Raw genomic sequence first — 25031 nt, 5'->3', positions numbered from 1 at the left:
ATGCAATACAAAGACGAGGTCGAGGCAGTACATGCGCTGCAAACAGCTTATAAACAGATCAGGGCCGAAGTAGCCAAGGTTGTCGTAGGTCAGGACGATGTAGTCAAATCGGTGCTGATCGCCATTTTCAGCAACGGGCACTGCCTGCTTGTCGGCGTTCCCGGGCTGGCCAAAACCCTGCTTGTGCAAACTGTTGCCAGCGTACTCGATCTCGGTTTTAACCGAATTCAGTTTACGCCAGACCTGATGCCAAGCGACATCATCGGCTCTGAAATTCTTGGCGAAGACCGGCAATTCAAATTTGTAAAAGGTCCTGTATTTTCGAACATCATCCTGGCCGACGAAATTAACCGCACACCGCCCAAAACACAGGCGGCCCTGCTTGAAGCCATGCAGGAAAAGGCGGTTACTGCAGCTGGTCTGACACATGCACTGCCAAAGCCGTTTTTTGTGCTGGCCACCCAGAATCCCATTGAGCAGGAAGGAACATATCCCCTGCCAGAAGCGCAGCTGGATCGCTTCATGTTCAACATTCAGCTCGGTTATCCATCACTCGAAGAAGAGCTGCATATTGTTCGCAATACCACAAGTCAACGGCAGGTGTCGCTGAGCAAGGTTATGGGCATGGAACAGATCCAGTATTTCCAGTCGCTGATCCGTGAGGTGCCTGTTACCGACCATGTTCTGCAGTACGCTGTAAAACTGGCTTCAAAAACCCGGCCCCAGACAGAACTGGCTACGGAAGCCGTAAACAAATACATCAGCTGGGGCGCTGGTCCCAGGGCTTCGCAATTCCTGGTACTGGGCGCCAAAACGCATGCCGTACTTTCAGGCAAATATGCGCCCGATATAGAAGATGTACAGGCGGTGGCCGAGGCCATTTTGCGGCATCGCATTGTGAGGAACTATCGTGCGGAGGCCGAGGGCCTGTCGGTCGAAAAAATCATTCGGGGGCTTTTCTAGCGTTCAATCCTGGCAGACACAAGTGTGGCTGTTTATGATCTGCGGGCAATAAACAGTCTGTCGGGTTTCGGTTGAAGGCAATTTTCCGGATAAGACTGATCTCTGCAGCAAACAACCGCCACGAACTTATTTACCATTATCGGCCGATGGCCGTACAATCTCATATCAATGGACACGTTATTATCTGTCGACGAGAAATACCTCCAGGTACTGGAAGAACTATACTGCGGAGAGCTGCCTAAGGCTTTCCGCCTGCTAAACGAGATACTTGCCGCTGAACCGGCATATGCCCGGGCACATTTTCAGATGGCAAGGCTGCAGCACGAACAGTTCCGGGACCTGCGTGCCGCTGGTTATCACTACCAGCAGTGCGAACAGATTGATCCGGATTTTCCCGACGTCTATCTGCCCTACCTGAAGTTATGCAATGAACTCGGGAAGCACAAACTGGCCCGGACACTGGGCGAAAAAGGCCTGCGGGTAGCGGGTACAGATCGTTATCAGCTCTGCAAAGAACTTGCCCGAAGCGCTGATCTGCGCCGCGAGTACAATGAAGCCCGTGAACTTCTGAACAGGGCGCTGCTGCATGCACATGAACCCGAGCAGGAAAAAGAAATGCTTGAACAGCTGAAAACGCTGAACAGCAAAATGAAGCGTGATGCACCCTTCGTTTACCGGTTGGAAGAATAAGACGCCCGCGTGCCAGGCCTTTATCGCTAATTCAGCTGCTTGATGAGGTTCGGATAATCGGTAATGACCCCATCAACCCCCAGGTCCCGGAGGTACCGCAGTTCTTTCAGCGAATTGATGGTCCAGGGAATGATCTTTACACCCGCCTCATGGCAGCGGTCAACAAGTCCTTTGCCCACCAGCAGCGAATACGGACTGTATATGGTCGGTTTAAAACCCAGCTGACTAATGTAATTGTCGAACGGTTCCTTTTCGTCGATTAGCAGCGAGGTGCGGACCTTTGGATATTTTTCGTGCAGGTATTGAAGCGTACGCATATCGAACGACTGGATAATGACTCGCCTGGCAATCTTTTTCCGGTTCACCACCTCCATGATCAGTTCAACGAACTCAGCTGGATCAGGTTGAAATTCACCATCGCCTTTGGGGATCAGTTTCGTTTCAATGCTATAATCCACTTTCGCCAGCCGGTTGGTTTTGATGTGTGTTTCAACCGCGTCGATCACATCTTCAAGCAGCGGTTTAATCGCTTTCATCTTGCGCTGCCCGGGAAACCGCGGATGCACTTTACTTCCCACATCGAAGGTCTTCACCTCCTCGTAGTCCATTTTGTAGATATTGTACTGCTTCTGATCTTTCAGGCTGATCGGCTTTCCCTTTGGGCTAAGCGATATCTCATGATTAAAATACGGTTCCTGCGAGAGCACTACCTTTTTATCTCGGGTAATCACGGCGTCCATCTCGAGCGTACTGACACCCAGATCGAGAGCCGTCAGCATACCGGGAATGGTGTTTTCAGGGGCCAATCCCCTTGCACCGGCTTTACCCTGCACATCAAAACTTCGCTTTTGGGCGCCGGCGCCGGGCGCGGCGAGCAGGAAAAAGACAAATGGAAGTAGGTATCTATTCATTCAGTTGGTTTCAGATAAAAGAACAAAAATCCTGCCTGCCCTGGTAACGTTACCAGGCGGCCGGGCAAAAAAAAACCTGCAGCACGCTGCAGGTTCTTGATCTTCTCGCTGGTCTAACGTTCTGCCGAAACGAAGACCTGCGCAATGATGTTCCAGGTGTGGTCGCTCTGGCGTTCCCAGACAAATACATAATTGAAAGCCTCCCGAAGGTCTGTCTTGTAATCAACAGTAGCCAGGCCATACGTGTAAGCCAGGTCTCCGCCGGCAGCCTTGTCGGCTTCGGTTGTTTTAAGGTTAATCTTGCTGACCATGCCGTTCATGAATTGCAGAATTTTCTCCTTCCCTACGATCGGCTCGTTCCCGGGGAAAAGCAGGCGGGCGTCAGCATTCGAGAAACCGGCAAATGCAGCCACGCCATAGGTCTTAAGCATGGTGTTCAGGGTCTTTTCGGTAGTCAGGATAATGTCTTTACCAGCCTTGATCTCTTTGGCATTCGCAAACTTTGGTTTGTAATGGTCTTTTGGTTCCACAAAACGCGCTGCAGGTTTCGCAAGTGGTTTGTTGTGTTCGGTACCGATATCGAGCGCTACTTTCCAGCGGTCGTTTTCAGCCTTCCAGACAGACAGGTAAGAACCGTATTTTTTATCGCTGGTTCCGATGCTGTACTCGCCGGTTGTTACCCCCCAGTCGCCGCTGCGTGAAACCCGGGCAAAAACGGGCTCCCAGGTCATACCCTGAATATCGGCTGCGCCGGAATTATAAGTCCTGGCATTAACCGGGTTAGGCCTGAACACAAGCCCGGTAGCCGAGGCATATTCATCTGTAGCAGCTTTAAGGCCGTTTTTGGCTGCTGCTGCAGCGTATTCATTTTCGGCTTTTACCAGTGACCTGGTCGTTCCGTCGGCGCGCTGTGCAAAAGCTCCTGCAGAAATGGCAAGTGCCAGGCAGGTGGATAGTATTGATCTCATATATGGGTAATTGTTATGCGAATATAATCTGTTGAAGACAGGCTTGATTTAAAAGTAATTAACAAGTAGACATTTAAGGTGCAGGCTGTTCCCTGTAAATCGTTTCGAGAACGGTTTGCCCTACGGCCTTTAAGGTATTCCGGTCCAGGTTGGCCAGGTTATCAAGCTGGGTATGCCAGTTCATATAAAACCCTGCATTATCAGAATAGTGAATAATGTCGATACATGGGATACCGGCTTTATTGACCCATGCATGGTCGTCGATGAGCCTGCCTGACGTCATGTAAACAAAATAGGAGGAATAACCGATCTCATTGCCGATGTCCCATACCTTTTTTACCACATCTGCGGCATACTGGCGCGATACTTCATCTTGTGTAAATTGGGCATTGCCGCCGCCAACCATATCCAGGTTGATACCATACAAAGGTTTATTCTGTTTGGCCAGTTCGCTCTTGGCCCAGTACTGCGAACCGAGGCACCAGGTCAGCTCTTCTGGCGAACTGTCATTGGCGTCGCCATAATCTTCAAGGTCCCACAAGATAAAATCGACCCCGACATTCGGCTGCTTTTGCTGGATCTGTCTGGCCATTTCAAGAATGACAGCTACGCCGCTAGCGCCATCGTTTGCGGCGTCGAACGGTTTGTTGCGCATGCTGCTGTCAGGATCCTGATCAGAAAACGGTCTTGCATCCCAATGCGCCGTAACCAGCACGCGCGCTTTGCGCTCTTTGTTAAAAGAAGCCAGGATATTTTTCAACTGGTGGCTTTTCCCATCGTAGGTTTTCACCGCAGCGGTCTGCACGCGCACTTCAGCCCCAAAGTCTTGCAGTTTGCGCTGAAGATAAGCTGCACAGGCTGCGTGGGCACTCGTAGAGGGTATCCGGGGCCCGAAATCGACCTGGGCCTTTGCAAATGCATAAGCGCTGTCTGCATCGAAAGCCGGCGATACCAGCTTTACTTCCTGCTTGTCGCCGGTGGTCTCTTCTGACTGCCTGGGTTCATTGTTGCATGCGGCCAGGGCCAGGAGCACGAAAATGGGTAACAACCCGGTAATTTTTCTCATTGTTTATTGCATTCGGTGTAAACGTGCCGCCTGAGGCACCGTTTCAGCATTAACGTTTCTTTTTACAATTCGGTATGGCCTTAATTGCGGCTCCAGGTTGTACCTTCTTTGCTGTCTTTTAGCTGGATGCCCATCTGCTGCAGGCCGATCCTGATCTTATCAGACGTTGCATAGTCTTTATTTTCTTTGGCCTCGCGACGCAGGTTGATCACCATATCGAGTACCTCTTTGAAGCCGCTGTCACCCTGCTCCTCTTCCTGAAGCCCGAAAACGTCAACAACAAAGTCTTGCATCAATTGTTTCAACTGGTCCAGGTTCTGCGCGTCGATCTTTCCTTTACCATCGTAAAGCGTATTGATAATGCGTACGCCTTCAAAAAGCTCAGCAATGACGACCGGTGTGTTGAAATCATCGTTCATGGCCTGCAGGCAGCGCTCGCGCAGCGGCAGGATCTGAAAGTCGGTCGCATTTGAAGCCTGGATTTTGTGCAGCAGCGCCAGGGCATTCATGAGCCGCCGGTATCCTTTTTCTGAAGCTTCAAGGGCCTCATTGCTAAAATCGAGCGTGCTCCGGTAATGTGCCTGAAGCATAAAGAACTTGACCGTCATGGGACTGTACCCTTTTTTAAGCAGGGGATGTGTTCCGGTAAACAGCTCGTGCGGAAGGAAGCCGTTGCCCGCCGATTTAGACATGCGGGCCCCGTTTACGGTCAGCATATTTGTGTGCATCCAGTACTTTGCCGGCTGCTGGTGGCTACAGGCTTCTGACTGTGCAATTTCGTTGGTATGGTGCGTAGCGGCAAGGTCCATTCCACCGCCATGTATATCAAAGGTATCACCCAGGTATTTGGCGCTCATCGCCGAGCATTCAATGTGCCAGCCCGGAAAACCGAGGCCCCAGGGCGATACCCATTTCATCAGTGTTTCTGGCTTGGCCTTGATCCAAAGCGCAAAATCCAGCCGGCCGCGTTTCTCGTCCTGCCCGCCCAGTTCGCGTGTGTTGGCCAGCATGTCATCGAGGTTCCGGTTGGTCAGAATTGTATAGTTGTACGTTTGACTGTACTTTTCAACATCAAAGTATACCGTTCCGTTCACTTCGTAGGCGAAACCGTTGGCCAGGATCACCTTGATCATTTCGATCTGTTCAATGATGTGCCCGGTGGCAGTAGGCTCAATGCTTGGCGGCAGGGTATTGAACACACGCATCACATCCCGGAAACCGAGTGTGTACTTTTGCACGATCTCCATAGGCTCGAGTTGTTCAAGCTTGGCGCGTTTGGCAAATTTGTCATCGCCCTCGTCCCTGTCGCCCTCTAAATGCCCGGCATCGGTAATGTTCCTGACATAACGTACTTTATAGCCTGCATAACGCAGGTAGCGAAAAATAACATCGAAGGAAATGAAGGTGCGGCAATTGCCCAGGTGTACATCGTTGTAAACGGTAGGACCGCAAACATACATACCCACATGGGGCGCATTTACGGGCTCAAAAATTTCTTTCTTGCGTGTCAGCGTGTTGTACACCTGTATACCTGTAATCATGCAGCAAATATAAGATTATGAAGCAACGATCTAAGCGGTTTTTTAGCTGTTGACAACTGCGTGAACATACCGGCCCCGCCGGCACAAAATCCGGTTCGGGTTGTCGCATAAAACTTACTCGCTGTCTGGTCTGAATTGCAGGTCGCTGCGTACCGGAAAATGGTCAGATAATCTGGCTTCGATAATCCGGTAGGTTTTTACATCAAGCGCTTTGCTGCAGGCTATGTAGTCAATCTGGAAATTCGGGAACTTCCCGTTATAGGTCTTTCCGAATCCCTTGCCCTGTACGGCAAATGCATTATTGAGTGACCGGGTGAGCTCGGTAACGGCGTAAGATGCCGGCGTATCGTTGAAATCGCCAGCGATAACAAAGGGCGTGCGGCACTGCGCCATATTGGCTTTGATTACATCAACCTGCTCACTGCGTTTCCTGAAAGCATTGCGCAGGCGAATCAGGATCTTTTTTGAAGGTTTCAGTTCTGTACCGATCTTGTGGGTCATCCGGTCCATGTAGTCATAGTCGTCTTTATCGAACCCGATCGACTGTAAATGGACGTTGTAGACGCGCAATACTCTTTTGCCGACCTGGAGATCGGCAAAAATGCTTTCATTGCCACGGTTGGCCGGATCAAAAAGGATGGTGCCGCGGTTGCGAATGGGGTATTTTGAAAATATGGCCAGGCCGATCGACTCATATTCATTTTTCATTGAAGCGTCGAAATAGAAATGGCGCATACCCAGCCGCCGTTTCAGCGTATCGACATTGTTGTAAGGACCTTTATTTCGGCTATAAAATTCCTGGAAACAAACGACATCGGGAGCTTCGGCGATCACCGTGCGGAACATTTTTTCTTTGATTTCCCGGTCGGTCTCGCCTCCGTATACCTTGAAATTATGAACATTGTAAGTCAGCAGTCGCAGGTAACTGCTGTCTGCCTTTGCGGATTGTCCGGTATTCCCCGAGAAACTAAAAGTGGCATGCAGGGTCGTCCAGCCGGTAAAGATCAGTGCGAGGGTTGCCAGGGCAAGGAACCATTTGGCCCGGATAACCCACCACGCAATCAACACTACGTTAACGAAGAGAATATAGGGATAGGCCAGCCCGAAGAAAGCGATCAGACCATGTTTTCTGGGATCAAACGAGCCAGCAGAAAAACCAAGCACGAGCGCAACCGCCATGATAAGCGCGACCAGCAAAACACATTTATCTAAAAAACTAAGCCGTTTTCTTTTTTTCATTGCTGTTTTCCCGCTTTAAAAAGCGTGTCTTTTTCTTCTTTGCTGAGTTTGTCGTAACCTGACTTGAGGATCTTGTCGAGAATCGCGTCAATCTCTTCCTGCCTGACCCGTTCGGCGTGCCTGGCCTGCGCTGCTGCAGCCGTTTTCGGCTGGCTGTTCTTCACCACACGCAGTTTTGGTTTCCGTTTAAAAAGCCGGCTCCAGTCATTTCCGCTTTTAAGGCTTTTAATATAAAGAAAACCAAGCAGCGCTCCGCCGAGGTGGGCAATACTCCCCCCCGCATTTGCCGATGCGATACCGATCAGGTCCAGTACAATGTAAACGAGAGCCAGATATTTTAATTTCACATCGCCGAAAAAAAGCAGGCGGATCGTAAAATCGGGAACGAGTGTCGCCGTTGCAACTACAATGGCCATCACAGCGCCCGAAGCGCCAAGCAGGATGGCCAGTTCTGTATTTGACGCAAAAAAGGGAATGAAATTAAAAGCCAGCAGGAACAAGATACCGCCGGCTATTCCGCCGGCCCAGTATACGAAATGAAACTGCCGGTTATTTAAAAAATCAAGAAAAATACGACCCATCCAATAGAGCCACAGCATGTTAAACAGGACATGAAAAAAACCTGCATGCACGAACATGCTCGTGATCAGGGTGTAGAACCGCTGCGGAAAGAGGGAAAACGGAGCAGGGAGCGCCAGGTAAGTCGCAACCAGCCGGTCGATCACCGGGCCCTGCCCTGAGATAACGAAAAGCATATTCAGCAAGGCCGCTGCAACAAAGATCAGCGCGTTTACGCCGATATAAAGGAACAGGGGGTTGCCCGACTGGAAAACCTTGAATCTGAGATCCCTGAACAATGTATTACTCATAGTAATTGTAAAAGTTATTGTTGTCTTTCCACAGCTTAATCAGGATAAAGCCGATCAGCGCCCCGCCCAGGTGGGCAAAATGCGCGACCGAATCGCCTTGAACACGGGCCAGCCCGAGCGAAAGCTCGATCAGTATATATACAGGAACGAGATATTTTGCTTTAACGGGTACAGGAATTAAAAAAACATACAATTCGGCATTCGGATACAGCATACCAAAGGCAATGAGGAGGCCGAAAATAGCACCTGATGCCCCCACCATTGGGCTCTGGTAAATCTCCACTGCCTTCTGGGCATCTGCAATATCGAGTGTACGCAACAGATCCAGCGATGGCACCAGCTGGCCGGTAGCCTGGTACATTTCAAAGGCCTGTACAGCCCATTGCAAGCCAAGGGCCCCCAGCCCGGTTACCAGGTAAAAGATCAGGAAACGTTTGGCACCCCAGCGGCTTTCGAGCAGGCTGCCGAAAGAGTATAAAGCAAACATGTTAAAAAAGATGTGTGCCCAACCTCCATGCATGAACATATAGGTTACAGGCTGCCAGCCCTTAAAAAATGGCGAGCCGAAATAATAGACCGGCAGGGTGTTAACAACCTGGTCAGACAGCAACCCGTTGAAGACGTAGGTGACCAGGAAAAACAGCACATTAATGATCAGCAGGTTTTTAACTACAGGGGGAATATAAATGTTGTTCATGTGCTTACTTGTCAAATTTTTTATCGAGTTCGGCCAGGCCGATCGTCTGAATTACCGGTTTCCCGCTGATGCTGAAGTTAGGCGTTTCGCAGGCAAACAGCTGATTAATGAGCGTATTCATTTCTTCCTGCCCCAAAGGCACCCCGCTTTTAATGGCGCTGTTGCGGGCAAGGCTTCGCGCAAGCCGGTCGCGTTTGTCCAGTTTTAGCTCCTGCTGGGAATTTTTGAAGCCTTCAATCAACTGTTCAAACAGCTGGATCTCATTTATGTTTGTACTGCCCAGGTCGACCGGTATCCCTTCTACCACCAGTGTATTTTTACCAAATTCCCTGACCTCGAAACCAAGGCTCTTGATATCATCGAGCAGGTTTTTGACCAGCTCATAGTCTTGCGCACTGAGCGTAATGGTCTGCGGAAAAAGGCTCTGCTGCGACGCACCTTTCCGGTCTTCCAGGTGCAGCAGGAACCGCTCATACAAAATGCGCTCATGTGCTGCCTGCTGGTCTATCAGCATGATGCCTGATTTGATCTGCGAAACGATATAACGGTTATGTACCTGCATGAGTTGTTTCGGCTGCGGATGCGCAAGCGCTTCAGATTGGCTGGAGTCCTGTTCAGGATGCAGTTCTCCCTGTTCCTGAAAAGGCTGCCGGCTGATCTCGTATAGCGAACCCCAGTTTTTGGTGCTTGCTACCGGCTGATAAGAACCCCCGCTGCGCGTGTACCCATTGCCGCCGGCAGGTTTCCCGTCTTCGCCAGTGTTGAAAGGATTGAACTCGGGGTTGAAGCTGATACTTGGCGGAATAATATCTTCGGGCGCTTTTGGCGTAATCATGCCACTGAAACCCGTTTCCTGGTTAAAATCAAGGGTTGGCGATATGTTATACCGGCCTATTGACCGCTTTACCGCCGATTTCAAGATGGCATAGATCGATTTCTCATCAAGGTACTTGATCTCGGTTTTCGTAGGATGAACGTTTACGTCGATCTTGGCGGGATCAATTTCAATAAAAAGTACATACATCGGGAAACTGTCGTCTGGCAGCAGTTCGTCAAAAGCCGAAGCTACCGCGTGGTTCAGGTAACCATCTTTTATGAACCGGTTGTTCACGAAAAAAAACTGCTCGCCACGGGTTTTTTTTGCAAACTGCGGCTTCCCAATGAAACCCTTGATGTTGATGATGGTCGTTTCTTCCTCTACCGGCACGAGCCGTTCATTGTAGTTACTGCCAAACAGGTGTACAATGCGCTGTTTCAGGGTGCCTTTCGGCAAATGAAAGACCTCCTGCCCGTCGTGGTGCAGGCTGAAGAAGACCTGCGGATGTGCCATGGCCACGCGTTGAAACTCGTCGATGATATGGCGCATTTCGACCGGGTTGCTCTTTAGAAAGTTGCGCCTTGCCGGTGTATTAAAAAACAGGTTTTTAATGGCGATCTGCGTGCCGGCAGCAACGGCAACCGGCTCCTGGTTAATCACTTCGGCTCCTTCAATGCTGATGCAGGTGCCGATCTCATCTTCATGACGGCGCGTCTTCATCTCAACCTGAGCAATGGCAGCGATCGAGGCCATGGCCTCGCCCCGGAAACCCATGGTGCGAATGGCAAAAAGGTCTTCGGCTTTCTTCACCTTGGAAGTGGCATGGCGTTCAAAACACATGCGGGCATCTGTAACGCTCATTCCGCAGCCATTATCAATGGTTTGAATAAGCGCCTTGCCGGCATCTTTAACGATCAGCTGGATTTTATCTGCCCCTGCATCGATCGAGTTTTCCAACAGCTCTTTCACCGCTGATGCCGGTCGCTGAATGACCTCGCCGGCGGCAATCTGGTTGGCCACGGCATCCGGCAGTAAATGTATCACGTCTGTCATGTGTCGGATCAAAATATACCCGGCTAATTTAAGCAAAATCGGGCAATTGCCGGGCAGGCGCCGCTGCAGGTGCAGGTCAAAATATCGCCGCATGCCGTTTTCGGGCCGCCGGCGGGGACGGGATCCGGAAAGACTGGAGCCGAAAAGACTCACACGCAATGTGATAGGTACGCCTGCAGCATACGCAGCCAGGAAACGCTTAATAAGCTTTTGTTTTGTTTCTGTTACGCAGCGCAGAGATTTAAAACACATTACATTTTCTATATTTAAGCCATGAAATTATTTGCCTGGGGCGCGCTGCTCTGTATGCTTTGTTCCTGTGCAGGAGAACGCGCCGATCTGCTTGTTTACAATGCCCGCATTTATACGGTTAATGAACGTTTTGATACAGCCGGCGCCATGGCCGTACGCGACGGTAAAATACTGGCCGTAGGCAGCGCTGAAGCGCTGCGAAAAAAATACGATGCGACGGAACAGCTCGATGCTGGCGGAAAAACTATATATCCAGGTTTCATCGATGCACATGCGCATTTCTTTGGTTATGGAAAAAGCCTGTATACAGCAGACCTGCGCGGAACCAAAAGCTGGAAGGAAGTCTGCGACCGGCTGGTGGATTTTGCAAAATCAAATCCTGAAGGCTGGTTAACGGGAGGCGGTTGGGACCAAAACGACTGGCCTGACAAGCAGTTTCCTGACAAGGCAGCGCTTGACAGCCTGTTTCCCAAACGCCCGGTCCTGCTTGAGCGTATAGATGGCCATGCAGCCATTGCCAACCAGGCCGCGCTGGCGGCAGCCGGCATCAATGATGCGCGCAAACTGATTGGTGGAGAAATTATAAGCCGCAATGGACAGCTCACCGGCCTCCTCATAGATAATGCTGTTGGCCTGGTTGCCGCCAAAGTTCCCGAACCTGATGCAGCCCAATGGCAGAAAATACTGTCCACGGCCGAAAAGAATTGCTTCGCAGCCGGCCTGACAACCATCGATGACTGCGGACTGGACTACCAGGCAACCGAACTGATCGAGGCCTTACATAAAAAAGGCGCACTGAAAATGCGCATGTATGTAATGCTGTCAGATAAGCCTGAAAATTACGACTACCTTTTTAAGCGGGGAATCATCAAAACGCCCCGGCTAAACGTTCGTTCGTTTAAAGTGTATGCAGATGGCGCACTCGGCTCGCGCGGCGCGGCGCTGCTGGCCGACTATCATGACAGTCCGGGCAAAAAAGGATTTCTTTTAAGCGAACAACAGCATTTTCGGCGCATTGCAGGAAAGCTTGCCAACAGCGGCTTCCAGATGTGTACGCACGCGATCGGCGACTCTGCTAACCGCACGATACTCAAAATTTACAGCGAGGTACTAAAGGGGAAGAATGACAAGCGATGGCGAATTGAGCATGCACAGGTGGTTAATCCGGCAGATTTTAGCCGTTTTGGCGCGGCCGGCATTGTGCCTTCGGTACAGCCAACGCATGCCACGTCAGATATGTACTGGGCAGCCGACCGCCTGGGTCCGGAGCGTGTTAAAGGCGCTTATGCTTACAAACAATTGCTGAAACAGAACGGCTGGATCCCGCTTGGCACCGACTTTCCGGTAGAACAAATCGATCCCATGCTTACATTTTATGCCGCAACCGCACGCAGGGACGCATCAGGATTCCCGGCCAATGGTTTCCAGACCGAAAACGGGCTGAGCCGCGAGGAAGCCTTACGCGGCATGACCATATGGGCCGCGAAAGCGAACTTTGAAGAAAAAGAGAAAGGCAGCCTTGAACCCGGAAAACTGGCAGATTTCGTGATACTGGATCAGGATATTCTGAAAGTCCCGCAGGAAAAGCTGTTGAACATTAAGGTATTGAAAACCTATTTGAACGGAGAAAAAGTATATGAGAAAAAGTAACCTGGCTGCCCTCCTGGGCCTTGGCCTTGCCTGCACCATCGCTGCCGGCGCCTGTGCGCAGGACCACAGCAAAAATGAAAAACGGTTTGCAGAGATGAAACGCATCAGCAGCGCTACCGTTTTGCTGAACAATGATTCCAAGACTGTACCGATCGTTGTACTTAAAGACAACAGGATTGCTTCGGTAAGCCTGATGTTTGCGCACCGCCAGACATTCGACAGCCTGATGAACAAGTACGCAAAGGTAGATGCATTCAGTGCCGATCTGTACCGGGATTCTGCAAATCTAAACACGCTGGAAGACGATCTTAAGTTTTACCAGACGGTTGTAGTAAGCCTGAACGACAGCCTGGCAACGACCGGCAAATACCTGAACTTTATTCAGAATCTCAGCCAGACAAAAAAAGTGATTGTTGCGCTTTTCGGCGGCAATGGCCGCGCACTGGCCGCGTTCGATAATTTCCGGGCGCCGCTCATCTGGAGCCCCATGAACAATTCCGAGGCTGCCAGTGTGGTACCGCAGCTTATTTTTGGCGGCATGCCTGCCACCCAGCGCCTTAAAACCGGATTTTCTGCCCGGTACACTGCAGGTTCCGGCTTTAGCACAGAAAAAATCAGGTTGTCTTATACGGTTCCGGAAGCCGTTGGTATCAATTCCAACAGCCTGCGGGAAATCGATAACATCGCTGCCGAAGCCATTGCCCAGCGTGCCGCTCCCGGAATGGTCGTGCTGGCCGTAAAAGACGGACAGGTGATCTTCAATAAAGCATACGGCACACATACCTATGACACCAATGTTCCCGACCGGGTAACCGATATCTTCGACCTGGCCTCGGTAACCAAAGTAACAGCCACGACACCAAGCGTCATGCGGCTTGTTGAGCAAGGCAAACTGAACCTAGATACAAATATCGGCGCGTATATTCCACGGGCAAGGGCCACGCCGATGAATGCCATTCCGGTGCGTGAGGTGATGCTTCATCAGGCTGGCTTCATTCCGTATATCCCGTTCCACAATGCAATTAAAGCCGGCGATTACAGCAGCGATTCGTCTGCTTTATATCCTACCAAGGTTGCCGATAACTATTACATCAGGAAAGGCTTTTTCCGGGATTACATGTGGCCAAAGATGCTGAACTCGCCAATCAAAACACGGGGCAAATATGTGTACAGCGATATCAGCATGTATGTCATGAAAGACATTGTCGAGCACCTGGCCGAACAACCGCTTGATCAGTATACGCAGGAGAATTTCTACACCCCGCTCGGTATGCAAACCGCCGGGTTCCTGCCTCGCAACCGCTTTGCGCGCGAAAAGATCGTACCCACAGAAAACGACACCTATTTCAGGAAAACCTTGTTGCAGGGTTATGTACACGACCAGGGCGCCGGCCTGGTGGGAGGCGTTTCCGGCCACGCCGGACTTTTCTCTTCGGCAAACGATCTGGCCATCATTTACCAGATGCTGTTGAATCGCGGCAGTTATGGCGGCACGCGATATTTTAAGCCTGAAACGGTCGACATGTTTACGCAGAAACAGTCTGACGTGAGCAGGCGGGGTCTTGGTTTTGACCGTTGGGACCCGGACCAGACAAAGAATTACCCGTCAGAGCTGTCTTCCCCGCAAACTTATGGGCATACTGGGTACACGGGCACCTGTGTCTGGGTAGACCCGGCAAAAGGCCTGGTTTATGTGTTCCTTTCAAACCGTGTAAACCCGACTGTGACCGACAAACTCATCAACATGCGAATCAGGGGCCGCATACAGGATGTACTGCTAAAAGCGATAAAATAACATTAGCTGGCTGAGTTGAGGGCAGCAGGAACCACATTACCTGCACCAGGCCCATTCGGCCGGACGGCTATGCCAGCAAAAGCGCATACAGTTAAAGAGCAGGGCTGCCACTTTCGAGGCCGCAGTCCTGCTCTCTTTAATATAAGTCTGACCTAACTAGTTAAAAAATGAAACGAATTGGCATCCTCATCATGCTCCTGACCGCCAACCTGGCCAATGGCTGCAGCGTGCAAAAAAGAAAACCTGCTGCAGAACTAAAGACGGTAAGCCGCAGCGAATGGCAGGCTGCGCCGGCGAAACCATATAAAAGCAACCGTCCTGTGCGCATCACCGTACACCACGAAGGAACATTGATTGACAGCAGTAAAAACGTTGCTCAGTTTATCAAGAACATACAGACCTGGGGAATGGGCAAGGATCGGAATTGGGCCGATGTGCCGTACCACTTTTTTATTGGCCCCGACGGGCGGGTGTACGAAGGGCGCGATGTGTTCACGGCTGGGGAAACGGCAACAGAATATGATCCATCAGGCCATTTGCTGATCAGCTGCCTTGGAAATTTCGAGAAACAGGAAGTACCACAGCGCCAGCTGGATGCACTTGTGGCGCTGATTGCACAGTGCAATGCAAAATACAACATCCCGGCAGATAGCCTGGGTACGCACCGTGATCACTCAAGCAAGACGACCTGCCCCGGCAAAAACCTGTATAAATATTTTGCAGACGGATCGATCGCGAAACGCGTAAAAGCCCTGGAAAAATAACATCGTGATGAAAGCTATCACGAGTCCTGCAAAGTTGGTAACTTTTATAAAGTTACCAACTTTAAGTTAAAAAAAATAAATAAACAATTAAATTATTTTTTCAATCCGATCTCCCGCAACCGTTCGTCGAGATATTGCCCCGCGGTCATATCCTCATACAATTTGGGGTGCAGCCCGTCAATACACGATTCAAGGCTTGTTAGATCCATGTTGCTCTTTGGATGTAAAAAGAAGGGAACGGAAAAGCGTGAGGTTTTCATCAGTTCGCGGGGCGGATTCACCACGCGATGGGTTGTCGACTTCAGTTTGTTGTTGGTCAGGCGCTGCACCATATCGCCCACGTTAACGACGATATCTGTATGGTGGGCCTTGATGGGCAGCCATTCATTGCCCATGGTGAGAACTTCAAGCCCGTCAGCGCTTGCACCGATTAGCAGTGTAATGAGATTGATGTCTTCATGTGCCCCCGCACGTACGGCATCGGCGGGCAGGCTGTCGGGATCTTCGATGGGAAAATAATGGATACCGCGTAAGATCGAGTTGCCATTGTGCACATGCGCGTCAAAGTAGTTGATCGGCAGGCCCAGGTAAGTAGCAATAGCCCGGAGCAGCTCAATTCCGTTTTCTTCAAGCTTAGTGTAGACTGCCCTGGTTACCTTATTAAAGTCTGGCAGTTCTTCAAGCACTTCGTTGTCAGGATATTCTGACTTTACAGGATCTCCGTCGGTCACCTCCTGCCCGATTTGCCAGAACTCTTTGAGGTCTGGTGTCTTAGCGCCCTTTGCCGTTTCCTTCCCCGGACTGGTATAGCCCCGCTGGCCGGCCAGTTCAGGTTTTTCATACTTTTGTTTGATCTCCATCGGCAGGGCAAAAACCGCCTGAATGTTTTCATACAGCTGATCGATCAGTTCCTGGCTAAGGCCATGATTTGTGATGGTCACGAAACCGGAATCATTAAAAGCGCGGCCAAGCTCATCGGAAAATTTTTTCCTGTCTTCTTCAGATCCGTTTACGTACGAGCCGAGGTCAAGACAGGGAATATAGGGTGCAGACATATGCATTGGTTTTGTTGAACAAAAATAGCAAGGAATGTTAACAACCCTGCTTGAATGAACAAATTACAAAACATCCATTTGATAAACAAGAACTTACTTTCTCCACATCCCAAAGCAATCACATGGCATTGTCATAAAGCCCTCATTATGTCTGTAATAAAAACCAAGTGTTTTATTTTGTCGTAATTCCAAATAAAAATGATGAACAAGATCGTGATCTTACTGGCCATGCTGCTGGGGGCAGCCAACGCGCAGGCCCAAAAAACAAAGCTAGAAAAAGCAACTTTTGGCATGGGCTGTTTCTGGTGTACAGAAGCATTGTTTCAGCGGCTGGAAGGTGTGGCAACGGTGCGCTCGGGTTATGAAGGCGGCACTATGGCAAACCCCACCTATGAGGAGGTTTGCACGGGTACGACCGGACATGCCGAAGTGACTGAAATTAGCTTTGACCCGGCTAAAATTTCTTACGACGAGCTGCTGGAGGTATTCTGGAAAAGCCATGATCCGACTACCTTAAACCGCCAGGGTGCAGATGTGGGCACGCAGTATCGCTCTGTTATTTTTTATCACAATGCGTCGCAAAAGGCGGTAGCAGAAAAATACAAGGCCGAGCTAAATAAGAGTAATGCTTATGGCAAAAAGGTGGTCACTGAGATTACTCCGGCCAAGCCTTTTTATGTGGCGGAGGCCTACCACCAGAATTACTATAACCTGAATGCACAAAAGCCATACTGCCGGGCAGTAATCCAGCCAAAACTGGAGAAACTCGAGAAGATCTTCAAGGCTAAACTAAAAAAGAAAGCATAAAGAAAGCCTCCGTATGATGCGGAGGCTTTTTGCTAAAACAACTCAGGGGAACAGCACACCCCTGAATTTCGTTACATCGGGTGTTGGTACACTGGAGCCATATTGTTTATTGATCGCTTTGATAAATTCACTGGCTGTTAACGCATAGCCCATTGGCGTCAGGTGAATGCCGTCAAGCGAAAACAGGTTGCCGGTTATAAAAGCCGAGCTGATGGTCACGCCATTGACAACCTTTCCGGCAGCATAAGCATTGAGCACCGCGCCGGCATCCATAACGGCCAGGTTTTTCGACGCAGCAATCGTCTTGATTGACTGGTTGTATGCATTTGTAAAATCGGTTACGGTCGCCACCTCATCTTTATCCAGCACATACTTGCTTTCGATCGGGTTACCAGGATGCAAACCATAGGGAATGCCCAATCCATTTGGCTTACCCAGCATGGTTGGCGCCAGGCTGCTGAACGGAAGGATAAAGAGGTCTTCGGCGGTGGCCGCGCGCGGCCCTCCGTTCGTTGCAATATACAGGGCAGTAACCTGCGGAGCATTCGCCTTAACCGTAGCAAGAAGGATCGCTGTCGTTACCGTACGGAAGTAGGGTGTGGTGGTTACATCTGGAATCGTTGCAACCACGCCCTTCGCGCCATTGGCGGTTAACCGGGCAATAGCAGCAGTGTATGCGGCCGTAAACGTGCCTTTGTCTGTAGGGCTATCGCCTACCCCGCCACCGCTTGCATAACCCAGAATATCATTATTTCCCAGCCAGCAGCTGAAAAATGTATAGGGTTTGGCCGTAGCAAAATCCAGGTAGGCCGTGTTGTGCGTGCCGATGTTGCCTGTAAGCAGACGTTCATAATATGGGTTGGCGTTGCCGTAAGCGGCAACACCTGCATGAATAAGTTTGATACCCGGCACGCCATAATTATTGATCTCGCCTGAATATTTGGCGAGTGTCCTGACGGTGCCCACGCCCGGTATTGTCACTGAACCGGTCTCGGCGCCCGGCGCAACATCGCCGATCACCGGATTACCGTTTGCCGCGAAACCCTGTAATTTTTTATACCCCGAGCCGTTGGCCTGCGCTGCATTAAAGAACGGGGTCGAGAATGCGCCGCCGCCTACAGTTTTTAGCTGCGCACCGATAATTTCCGGGTAAGAATTTTTTTGTCCGTCAAGATAGAGCCCGCCATCGGCAAAACCGGCGGTTAAAGAATTGCCAACCGCAATGTAGCGGCTAAAGTCGGCGCTTCCTTTTTCGGGACTAACGTCTGCCAGTTCAGGTTTGCACGATGCAAGTGCCAGCACCGCGATCGCGGCCAGGCTTCTGGATAAGTATTTAAAGTTCATAACAGCTCAATTATAAGATTACCATTTATAAGACACGGAAATACCCGGTATGTAAGCGACCGTTTTAAAGGTGCCGCTCAGGTTGGTTTCCAGGTTGGTCTGGGTGCGTGACTTAACGTTTTCATACAGGAACGACAAATCGATCTGGAAGTGCTCATCGGGTTTATACCCCAGGCCGGCACTTAGTAACCAGCGGTCTGCATCAGGAACCTCGGGGGTCACATAACCATCTTCGACCGGCGTTATGGCATACCCGACGCCTGCCCGAAGCACAAATTTGCTGTCGAGCAGGTGCTGGGCGCCCAAACGAATTGCCCCGGCATCTTTATAATTTCTCGGCGACTCGGTGTCTGGTATTCTTGCGTTGTTGTCATAATCGAAAGAAAGTGTTTTATACCGGTTCCACTGCACCCAGTTCACATCGAGCGCCAGCGTGGTTTCGGCAGAGACCTGGTAGCCGATGCCCAGGCTGGTGGTAGCCGGCAGGTTTAGTGTCGCATTAAAGGTGGTTGGAAAAGTAGGCCGTAGCGCTTCAGGGACATCGAACCGCGCGTCGCCGTTTTTCACGGTGGCATCAACTTTAGAGCGGTGCGTCAGGCCGAAAGTAAGCCCGTTGCCAGCGTCGGCGAACAACCCAGCATTCCAGCCAAAGTCATGCGAATGCCCCTCCAGCTGTGCGGTTGCACTGCTCCCGTCTGCCTTGGTAATCGGAAGTGCCCGCCTCAGATCAACTTTTCCATTGGCGTAAACGAAGCCTGCCCCGATGCCCAGCCAGTCGGTCAGTTTGTAACTAACTGTTGGCTGCACGAAAATAGCCTGCAGGTCGAGCGATGTGACGGTGTATTTGCCAGTCCAATCCTCATCCCAGTGCATAGCCCCGCCGAATGGGGTATATACCCCGATGCCGAAGCGAAGCTTGCCCGATGGCGAACCAAACGTGGCATAGGCCTGTAAAGGCGTGGCCAGCTTACTTTTGTTATAGGACGTCATGTCAGACCCCGTTTCCCGGAAAGCGGTCTTAAGGAAAAGCGGACTGACGCCAGCCTGCACACCGTTCTGTTTCAGGAATGAAACGGCCCCCGGGTTAAAGAAGACGGCCGCTTCGTCCATGGCCAGGCCGGTGCCGGCGCCAGCCATTCCGATTTGTTTCTGGCCCTGCAGGTTAACCTGGAAGGACTGCGCAAATCCCAGTACGGGCGTGGCCAGCAGCATACTTAGTAAAATCTTTCTCATTGCTTGTTCATATTTGGATCGTGTACAGAGGGCGCTAAACAAATCTAAAAAAGTTTTGGATATATTATGCCTGCATAGCAAATAATTTCAGCAGGCCAATTTATCATAGAAAGGTAAATAGGCACTAAAAGTTTGCGGTATTTTAAGATCGTCACTAGATTTGCTAACACTGTTAATTTTCCGATGGGCATTAGTGAAAGAAAGGTACGGCAACGCGAAGCGATGAAAGACATGATCCTCACCGCGGCGCAGGAAATTGTAGCTGCTGAGGGCTGGCAGGCTCTGAGCATCAGGAAGATTGCCGAGGCCATCGAATACAGCGCGCCTGTTATCTATACCCACTTTGAAAACAAGGATGCCATTCGTGAAATCTTTGTCAGGGAAGGATTTACCCTGCTCGGCAATGCGGTCGAGGCCGTGCTGGCCGGAGCGGGAACGGCAGAAGAAAAATTATGGAACGTGGCCGCGGCATACCGGCATTTTGCCATTACACAAAGCAGTTATTACCGGATCATGTTTGATTTTGGCATTCCAAGCTGCGAGGCTGCCTCGATGTATAGTGAAATTCACCGGTTTGGTTCCCTGATCCGTTTGGCCATTAGCCAGGCAATGGGGCCGACAGTAGCAGAAGACAAGATCTGGCTTAAGTTCCATACGTTCTGGTCAATTCTGCATGGCTTGATTGCCATCAACTTGCTCAAAATTACAGAAACACCCGGCGAGCTCAGAGATCCTGTTTTCGACGATGCCGTTCAGGGCTTTATACACCACCTTAACACAAAAGTTTAAACATAATTTAAAACGATGAGCTTAAAACAAGCACTTCAGTGGCGCTATGCCACCAAAAAGATGAACGGGCAGGCCGTTCCTCAGGAAAAAGTTGATCAAATCGTAGAAGCGGCACTGCTTGCCCCTTCATCTTCCGGGCTGCAACCCTATAAATTAATTGTGGTCAGCAATGCTGAGCTGAAAGAGAAACTCAAGGCAGTGGCCAGCAACCAAAGCCAGATCACCGATGCTTCGCATGTCCTGATCTTTGCCGCCTGGGACAATTACACCGAAGAACGCATCAACAATGTTTTCTCCCGGATGAACCGGGAACGGGGCGTGCCTGATTCTGCGACAGATGCATACAGAACCTTCCTGCTCAGCGCTTACGTTCCGCGCACGGCGCAAGAGAATTTCGAACATGCTGCCCGCCAGGCGTACATCAGTTTTGGTATTGCGCTCGCAGAGGCAGCGGTGCTCGAGGTAGATGCCACACCAATGGAAGGATTTGACGCAGCGGCACTCGACGAGCTGCTGAGCCTGCGCGAAAAAGGCCTGCGTAGTGTTGTGATTATGCCCCTGGGCTACCGCGATACCGAAAACGATTGGCTGTACCCCCTGAAAAAGGTGAGAACGCCAATGGAAGAATTCCTGATCGAAGAGAAATAACCCAGCCTGCCGGCATTGCTGAAACGCCCGTTCTGCACAGGAACGGGCGTTTTGTTTTGACACACCCGACCTGCTGCCTGCCGGAAAACCATGCGCTTGTCCGGGCCATCTAAACCTGGTTGCAGCGGCAGCCCCGACGAGGGAAGGCTACAGCGGAAAACAGGGCTGCCTTTAACCCGGGCACTGCAGCTGTTTTCCCGACAGCAATCCGGAATTTATCTGCCCCCTGTACAGCAATGTCAAAAAGTGTTAAACGACAGAGACGGGTTTGATGGCTGGCGATTTATAAATATCTTTATGCGGTTCACCCATACAAAGATTTAGATGAAAGGATTGTTACGTTTCTGGCTCTCGCTCACCGTTCTTGCCCATTGTTACCTGCTAAATTTCGCTCAAACTGCTCCGCAGCAGCCGGCTGGCGGCATCAATGCGCTTTTGACCCGAACAGCAGGCGTTCTGAGCAACTATCCTACCGAGAAAATCCACCTTCATTTCGACAAGCCTTATTATTCTGTTGCAGATACCATCTGGTTCAAGGCGTATGTTTCGAGTACCCTGAACGTGGCTTCGCCGATTAGCAAAGTGCTGTATGTCGATGTCATCAACGAAAAGGACTCACTGATCCGTTCGCTCAAACTCCCTGTCAGCATGGGTACGGCCAAAGGACAGATCCCCATAGACCAGGGCGATTTTGCACAGGGCAATTACCGCATTCGCGCCTATACACAATGGATGCTGAATTTTGCCGACGACGCCTTCTTCAGCAAGAACATTTTTATAGGCGAGGCCATTGACAAACAGCTGATCACACATGTACGGTTCAAAAATGTATCAACAGACAAGTTACGGCGCGTAGATGCCCGCATCCAGTTCAAAGACGCCGATGGTAAGCCGTACGCCAATAAAAACGTAAGCTGGCAGGTGGTTTCGGGGTTCGAAACCACACTTAAAGGCCGTGGTACCACAGATGCAAGCGGCTACCTGACGGTTGTCATGAGCGAGAAGCCGAATGTAGAATCGAAGCTGAACGATGGCGTGCTGTACACTGCAATTGCCGTTTCAGATAAAAAAACGGTCGCCGGCAGCTTTTCTTTGAAAAAAACCATCCTTGAAAACGATATCCAGTTTTTTCCTGAAGGCGGAAACCTTGTTTCAGGCATCAGCAACCGCGTTGCCTTTAAGGCCATTAAAAGCGATGGCCTGGGGGTCGGCGCAAAAGGCACCCTGACCGATGGCAGCGGCAAACAGGTGGCGACGTTATCGTCAGAACACTTGGGTATGGGCAGTTTCACTTTTGTGCCTCAGGCCGGTACGAATTACAAGGCCAATGTAACTTTCGCCGATGGCAGCACCAAAAGTTATAACCTGCCGGTTGCGCAGGCCTCGGGCATTGTCTTGAGCCTGAACAACAGCGACCCGGAAAAATTGGGGCTGAAGATCCTGGCAAACGATGCCTTCATGGCGGCTAACCCGAACCTGGGGCTGTACCTGGTGGGCCGCAGCAAAGGCAACATCTGTTATGCTGCACAAATGGTACTCAGCAGCGGTGAATATGCAGCTTCGGTCGCCAAATCCAAATTCCCGAAAGGGATTGCCCAGATTACGCTGCTCTCTGCAGCAAATGTTCCGCTCAGCGAGCGCATGGTATTTATTGACCGGAAAGACAGCCTGGAACTTAAACTGAGCAGCGATGCGGCCAGTTACGGCATCAAAAAGAAGGTTAAGCTTACGCTTGATGTAAAAAAGATGGCGCAGGCCTTTCCGGGTGGAGATTTCTCGCTGTCTGTGGTCGACGAATCAAAAGTTCCCGTAGATGCTGATGCCGAAACCACTATCATGACCTCGCTGCTGCTTTCTGGCGATCTGAAAGGATATGTTGAAAGGCCCAATTATTATTTTAACAAACCTGGCGAAAAGAGAACAGCAGACCTGGATCTGCTCATGCTTACCCAGGGCTACCGCAGCTTTGCCTTTACCGATATGCTGGCCGGCAAATTCCCGACCATCAGCTACATGCCTGAACAAGGCATCGAAATTTCGGGCATGCTGCGCATGAGTAACGGCCTTCCTGTTCGCAAAGGCACCATGCTGCTCAGTATTCCGGATAAGCGCTACAACAAGGACATTCAGACCGACCCGGTCGGAAACTTTAAGTTCAGTAACCTGGTTTTCAATGACAGCTCGAAAGTCGTCATATCGGCAAAATACAACCCCAACTACCGGGATATGGTGGTTACGCTGAACGGTTCGCCTTTCCCCTCACCTACAGCGAACCCCAACGCGCCCGACGAAGCGCTGAACATTGACAGCCTGATTGCTCCTTACCTGAACAACAGCAAGAAACGCTACAGTTATTTGCACACGCTCGAGGATGTGGTGATTCGCGGTACGCCCGAGCGCAAGCCCAGCCATGCCGATTACCCCTCGTTAAGCGGTCTCTCTTCTATACCCGACCACATCGTTTCAGGCGACCGCCTGACCGGTTGCGCCATGTTTATCCAGTGTCTGCAAAGCATGATAGCCGGCGTAACTTACGACCAGCAGACCAACAATTTCTATGTGACGCGTGATTACAACAGTGGGCGCCGCATACCCATGTCGATCTTTCTGAATGGCATGAACATCGATGTGAACGGGCTGAATGGCATCATTCCTGCAGAAGTTGAATCAGTCGAGGTTTTTTTGCGCGATGAACTGGGAACGGTAAATCGGGCTTACAACACCAATGGCGTGCTCGTTATCAACAGCAAGAAAAAACCAAAGGGAACAAAAATGACAAGAGAACAGCTGATGAGCATGTTGCCCAAAAGTTATGAACTTAATTTCTCGCCCGGCGGGTATAGCATTGAAAAGCAGTTTTATTCGCCGAAATATGAAACGGCAGCATCCTTGAACCAGAACGACCTGCGTACAACTATTTACTGGAATCCTGCTGTAGTTACAGACGCAAGCGGCAAGGCCACGGTCGAATTTTACAATGCCGACGGCAAAGGCAATTATAAAGTAATTGCAGAAGGCTGGGACGGGGAAGGTAACCTCGGACGCGCTGTGTACCGTTACCTGGTTAAATAAACTCAGGGTGTCGTAACGACCATTCGCTGGGCCGTGTGTGCGCTGAAATAACCCAGCGCCCCGCCAGAAATATTAGAATCGGGATTGGAAGGCGTGGTGCCCCCGCCTGGCCCCCGGCCTGATGATTGCGTCAGTACAAACCAGTAATTATACACCTGCCGGTCCACACATTGCATTTCAACCTCGACCACATCGCCGGTTTTGATCGATTCAATGTTGTCGCTGCGGTAAAACAGCCGTTCGGAAATGCTGTTCCCATTCGTAAACCGGTCATTGTACGGCAGCGGCCGCTGGACCTGCCTCCCATTGATAAACATCCGGAAGTGATAATAATTTGTCGCGCCTGCAGGGTCTTTAAAATTTACATAGAGTTCTTTCTGTTCTTCGCCGAAAAACGTTTCTGTCGCAATACTCAGAGAATCAAGTTGAACTTTCGCCGGCATGACCGATGTAGCGGTATACGATTTTCCTTCAACCTGCACATCCAGCTTGTAACTGCGTCCCGGCTGACCACGCAAAAGCCGCCTGTACACACCCGGCTCAGCTTCCGGAAACAAGACCGTATTGCCCAGATTATCTGTAACGCGAACGGTTGCACCGCGTACTGCGGGAAATACCGAAGGTTCTGTGTAAGGCACAGACTTGCTTAGCCGCACAACCTGCGAGGTGGTTTCATCAGTAATGGCGCCTTCTATAACCAGCTGGGGCTCGGCGTTGTTCACGTCAACCTCGATCACTTTTTCACAGCCCTGAAAAACCAGGGCGCCCATGGCCAGCAGCACGAACAGTATGGATGGTGTTTTCATTG

21 protein-coding genes are annotated in these 25031 nt (G+C 50.6%); 9 read left to right on the top strand and 12 right to left on the bottom strand.

All coding sequences use genetic code 11. From position 1 onward, the window contains the following. Both C7T94_RS05510 and C7T94_RS05505 read left to right on the top strand, forming a co-directional pair. Entirely contained in the window at positions 1–963 is a 963-nt protein-coding gene (locus C7T94_RS05510; RefSeq protein ID WP_107214281.1) for an AAA family ATPase, read from the top strand. A 168-nt stretch (positions 964–1131) separates the two neighbouring features. Next, on the top strand, positions 1132–1653 hold the full coding sequence (locus C7T94_RS05505) for a hypothetical protein (protein WP_107214280.1): 522 nt from the start codon (positions 1132–1134) through the stop codon (positions 1651–1653). A gap of 26 nt (positions 1654–1679) precedes the next feature. Here the strand turns inward: C7T94_RS05505 and C7T94_RS05500 are convergent, their stop codons facing one another. The 8 genes from C7T94_RS05500 to mutL form a co-directional block, all read right to left on the bottom strand. Beyond that, positions 1680–2564: a glycerophosphodiester phosphodiesterase family protein gene (locus tag C7T94_RS05500; protein ID WP_107214279.1), complete on the bottom strand. Its 885-nt coding sequence runs from the start codon at positions 2562–2564 to the stop codon at positions 1680–1682. 113 nt (positions 2565–2677) lie between these two features. Further along, entirely contained in the window at positions 2678–3532 is an 855-nt protein-coding gene (locus C7T94_RS05495; protein ID WP_107214278.1) for a nuclear transport factor 2 family protein, read from the bottom strand. Between the two features lie 73 nt (positions 3533–3605). Further along, a complete protein-coding gene (locus C7T94_RS05490) occupies positions 3606–4598 on the bottom strand; it encodes a M28 family peptidase (protein WP_107214277.1) in 993 nt (330 codons plus the stop codon). 80 nt (positions 4599–4678) lie between these two features. Beyond that, on the bottom strand, positions 4679–6139 hold the full coding sequence (gene cysS / locus C7T94_RS05485; protein WP_107214276.1) for a cysteine--tRNA ligase: 1461 nt from the start codon (positions 6137–6139) through the stop codon (positions 4679–4681). Between the two features lie 114 nt (positions 6140–6253). Continuing rightward, a complete protein-coding gene (locus C7T94_RS05480) occupies positions 6254–7378 on the bottom strand; it encodes an endonuclease/exonuclease/phosphatase family protein (RefSeq protein WP_107214275.1) in 1125 nt (374 codons plus the stop codon). Next, on the bottom strand, positions 7375–8247 hold the full coding sequence (locus C7T94_RS05475) for a rhomboid family protein (RefSeq protein WP_107214274.1): 873 nt from the start codon (positions 8245–8247) through the stop codon (positions 7375–7377). Before C7T94_RS05475 ends, C7T94_RS05480 begins: the two co-directional genes overlap by 4 nt. Then, complete coding sequence (locus tag C7T94_RS05470; RefSeq protein WP_204353213.1) at positions 8240–8944, bottom strand: rhomboid family intramembrane serine protease; 705 nt, start codon at positions 8942–8944, stop codon at positions 8240–8242. The genes C7T94_RS05475 and C7T94_RS05470 overlap by 8 nt, the downstream gene beginning before the upstream one ends. Before the next feature lie 4 nt (positions 8945–8948). Then, a complete protein-coding gene (gene mutL, locus C7T94_RS05465; protein ID WP_107214694.1) occupies positions 8949–10814 on the bottom strand; it encodes a DNA mismatch repair endonuclease MutL in 1866 nt (621 codons plus the stop codon). A 273-nt stretch (positions 10815–11087) separates the two neighbouring features. Here mutL and C7T94_RS05460 point away from each other — a divergent pair, with 273 nt between their 5' ends. From C7T94_RS05460 to C7T94_RS05450, 3 genes are all read left to right on the top strand, one after another. Next, complete coding sequence (locus tag C7T94_RS05460; RefSeq protein WP_107214273.1) at positions 11088–12716, top strand: amidohydrolase; 1629 nt, start codon at positions 11088–11090, stop codon at positions 12714–12716. Next, positions 12703–14511 (top strand): serine hydrolase domain-containing protein, encoded by a 1809-nt coding sequence (locus C7T94_RS05455; RefSeq protein WP_107214272.1) that lies wholly within the window; start codon positions 12703–12705, stop codon positions 14509–14511. The genes C7T94_RS05460 and C7T94_RS05455 overlap by 14 nt, the downstream gene beginning before the upstream one ends. 167 nt (positions 14512–14678) lie before the next feature. Further along, complete coding sequence (locus tag C7T94_RS05450) at positions 14679–15275, top strand: peptidoglycan recognition protein family protein (RefSeq protein ID WP_107214271.1); 597 nt, start codon at positions 14679–14681, stop codon at positions 15273–15275. Positions 15276–15367: 92 nt separating this feature from the next. Here C7T94_RS05450 and C7T94_RS05445 read toward each other — a convergent pair whose 3' ends face one another. Then, on the bottom strand, positions 15368–16330 hold the full coding sequence (locus C7T94_RS05445; protein ID WP_107214270.1) for an isopenicillin N synthase family dioxygenase: 963 nt from the start codon (positions 16328–16330) through the stop codon (positions 15368–15370). A 198-nt stretch (positions 16331–16528) separates the two neighbouring features. On the opposite strand from C7T94_RS05445, the gene msrA reads away from it, so the two are divergent. Further along, the gene (msrA, locus tag C7T94_RS05440) at positions 16529–17137 is read left to right on the top strand and encodes a peptide-methionine (S)-S-oxide reductase MsrA (RefSeq protein WP_204353212.1); all 609 of its coding nucleotides are present in this window, start codon (positions 16529–16531) and stop codon (positions 17135–17137) included. Positions 17138–17179: 42 nt separating this feature from the next. Here msrA and C7T94_RS05435 read toward each other — a convergent pair whose 3' ends face one another. After that, positions 17180–18481 (bottom strand): SGNH/GDSL hydrolase family protein, encoded by a 1302-nt coding sequence (locus tag C7T94_RS05435; protein WP_107214269.1) that lies wholly within the window; start codon positions 18479–18481, stop codon positions 17180–17182. 18 nt (positions 18482–18499) lie between these two features. Next, positions 18500–19714 (bottom strand): OmpP1/FadL family transporter, encoded by a 1215-nt coding sequence (locus tag C7T94_RS05430; protein WP_107214268.1) that lies wholly within the window; start codon positions 19712–19714, stop codon positions 18500–18502. A gap of 183 nt (positions 19715–19897) precedes the next feature. Between C7T94_RS05430 and C7T94_RS05425 the strand changes: the two genes are divergently transcribed. The 3 genes from C7T94_RS05425 to C7T94_RS05410 all read left to right on the top strand — a co-directional run bounded on the left by C7T94_RS05425 (position 19898) and on the right by C7T94_RS05410 (position 24223). Then, entirely contained in the window at positions 19898–20503 is a 606-nt protein-coding gene (locus tag C7T94_RS05425) for a TetR/AcrR family transcriptional regulator (RefSeq protein ID WP_107214267.1), read from the top strand. Positions 20504–20518: 15 nt separating this feature from the next. Then, a complete protein-coding gene (locus C7T94_RS05420) occupies positions 20519–21151 on the top strand; it encodes an NAD(P)H-dependent oxidoreductase (RefSeq protein WP_107214266.1) in 633 nt (210 codons plus the stop codon). Positions 21152–21475: 324 nt separating this feature from the next. Beyond that, entirely contained in the window at positions 21476–24223 is a 2748-nt protein-coding gene (locus C7T94_RS05410) for an Ig-like domain-containing protein (protein WP_239494933.1), read from the top strand. A 2-nt stretch (positions 24224–24225) separates the two neighbouring features. On the opposite strand, the gene C7T94_RS05405 is transcribed toward C7T94_RS05410, so the two are convergent. Beyond that, a complete protein-coding gene (locus C7T94_RS05405; protein WP_107214264.1) occupies positions 24226–25029 on the bottom strand; it encodes a DUF4249 domain-containing protein in 804 nt (267 codons plus the stop codon). Positions 25030–25031 lie beyond the last annotated feature (2 nt).

The sequence above is a fragment of the Pedobacter yulinensis genome (assembly GCF_003029735.1).
In the GTDB taxonomy this organism is placed as follows: Bacteria; Bacteroidota; Bacteroidia; order Sphingobacteriales; family Sphingobacteriaceae; genus Pedobacter; species Pedobacter yulinensis.
This window is presented reverse-complemented; position numbering and strand designations above follow the sequence as displayed.

Coding starts and splice junctions, on each gene's coding strand:
- C7T94_RS05510 (WP_107214281.1), top strand. CDS start 1: ATGCAATACAAAGACGAGGTCGAGGCAGTACATGCGCTGCAAACAGCT.
- C7T94_RS05505 (WP_107214280.1), top strand. CDS start 1,132: ATGGACACGTTATTATCTGTCGACGAGAAATACCTCCAGGTACTGGAA.
- C7T94_RS05500 (WP_107214279.1), bottom strand. CDS start 2,564: ATGAATAGATACCTACTTCCATTTGTCTTTTTCCTGCTCGCCGCGCCC.
- C7T94_RS05495 (WP_107214278.1), bottom strand. CDS start 3,532: ATGAGATCAATACTATCCACCTGCCTGGCACTTGCCATTTCTGCAGGA.
- C7T94_RS05490 (WP_107214277.1), bottom strand. CDS start 4,598: ATGAGAAAAATTACCGGGTTGTTACCCATTTTCGTGCTCCTGGCCCTG.
- cysS (WP_107214276.1), bottom strand. CDS start 6,139: ATGATTACAGGTATACAGGTGTACAACACGCTGACACGCAAGAAAGAA.
- C7T94_RS05480 (WP_107214275.1), bottom strand. CDS start 7,378: ATGAAAAAAAGAAAACGGCTTAGTTTTTTAGATAAATGTGTTTTGCTG.
- C7T94_RS05475 (WP_107214274.1), bottom strand. CDS start 8,247: ATGAGTAATACATTGTTCAGGGATCTCAGATTCAAGGTTTTCCAGTCG.
- C7T94_RS05470 (WP_204353213.1), bottom strand. CDS start 8,944: ATGAACAACATTTATATTCCCCCTGTAGTTAAAAACCTGCTGATCATT.
- mutL (WP_107214694.1), bottom strand. CDS start 10,814: ATGACAGACGTGATACATTTACTGCCGGATGCCGTGGCCAACCAGATT.
- C7T94_RS05460 (WP_107214273.1), top strand. CDS start 11,088: ATGAAATTATTTGCCTGGGGCGCGCTGCTCTGTATGCTTTGTTCCTGT.
- C7T94_RS05455 (WP_107214272.1), top strand. CDS start 12,703: ATGAGAAAAAGTAACCTGGCTGCCCTCCTGGGCCTTGGCCTTGCCTGC.
- C7T94_RS05450 (WP_107214271.1), top strand. CDS start 14,679: ATGAAACGAATTGGCATCCTCATCATGCTCCTGACCGCCAACCTGGCC.
- C7T94_RS05445 (WP_107214270.1), bottom strand. CDS start 16,330: ATGTCTGCACCCTATATTCCCTGTCTTGACCTCGGCTCGTACGTAAAC.
- msrA (WP_204353212.1), top strand. CDS start 16,529: ATGATGAACAAGATCGTGATCTTACTGGCCATGCTGCTGGGGGCAGCC.
- C7T94_RS05435 (WP_107214269.1), bottom strand. CDS start 18,481: ATGAACTTTAAATACTTATCCAGAAGCCTGGCCGCGATCGCGGTGCTG.
- C7T94_RS05430 (WP_107214268.1), bottom strand. CDS start 19,714: ATGAGAAAGATTTTACTAAGTATGCTGCTGGCCACGCCCGTACTGGGA.
- C7T94_RS05425 (WP_107214267.1), top strand. CDS start 19,898: ATGGGCATTAGTGAAAGAAAGGTACGGCAACGCGAAGCGATGAAAGAC.
- C7T94_RS05420 (WP_107214266.1), top strand. CDS start 20,519: ATGAGCTTAAAACAAGCACTTCAGTGGCGCTATGCCACCAAAAAGATG.
- C7T94_RS05410 (WP_239494933.1), top strand. CDS start 21,476: ATGAAAGGATTGTTACGTTTCTGGCTCTCGCTCACCGTTCTTGCCCAT.
- C7T94_RS05405 (WP_107214264.1), bottom strand. CDS start 25,029: ATGAAAACACCATCCATACTGTTCGTGCTGCTGGCCATGGGCGCCCTG.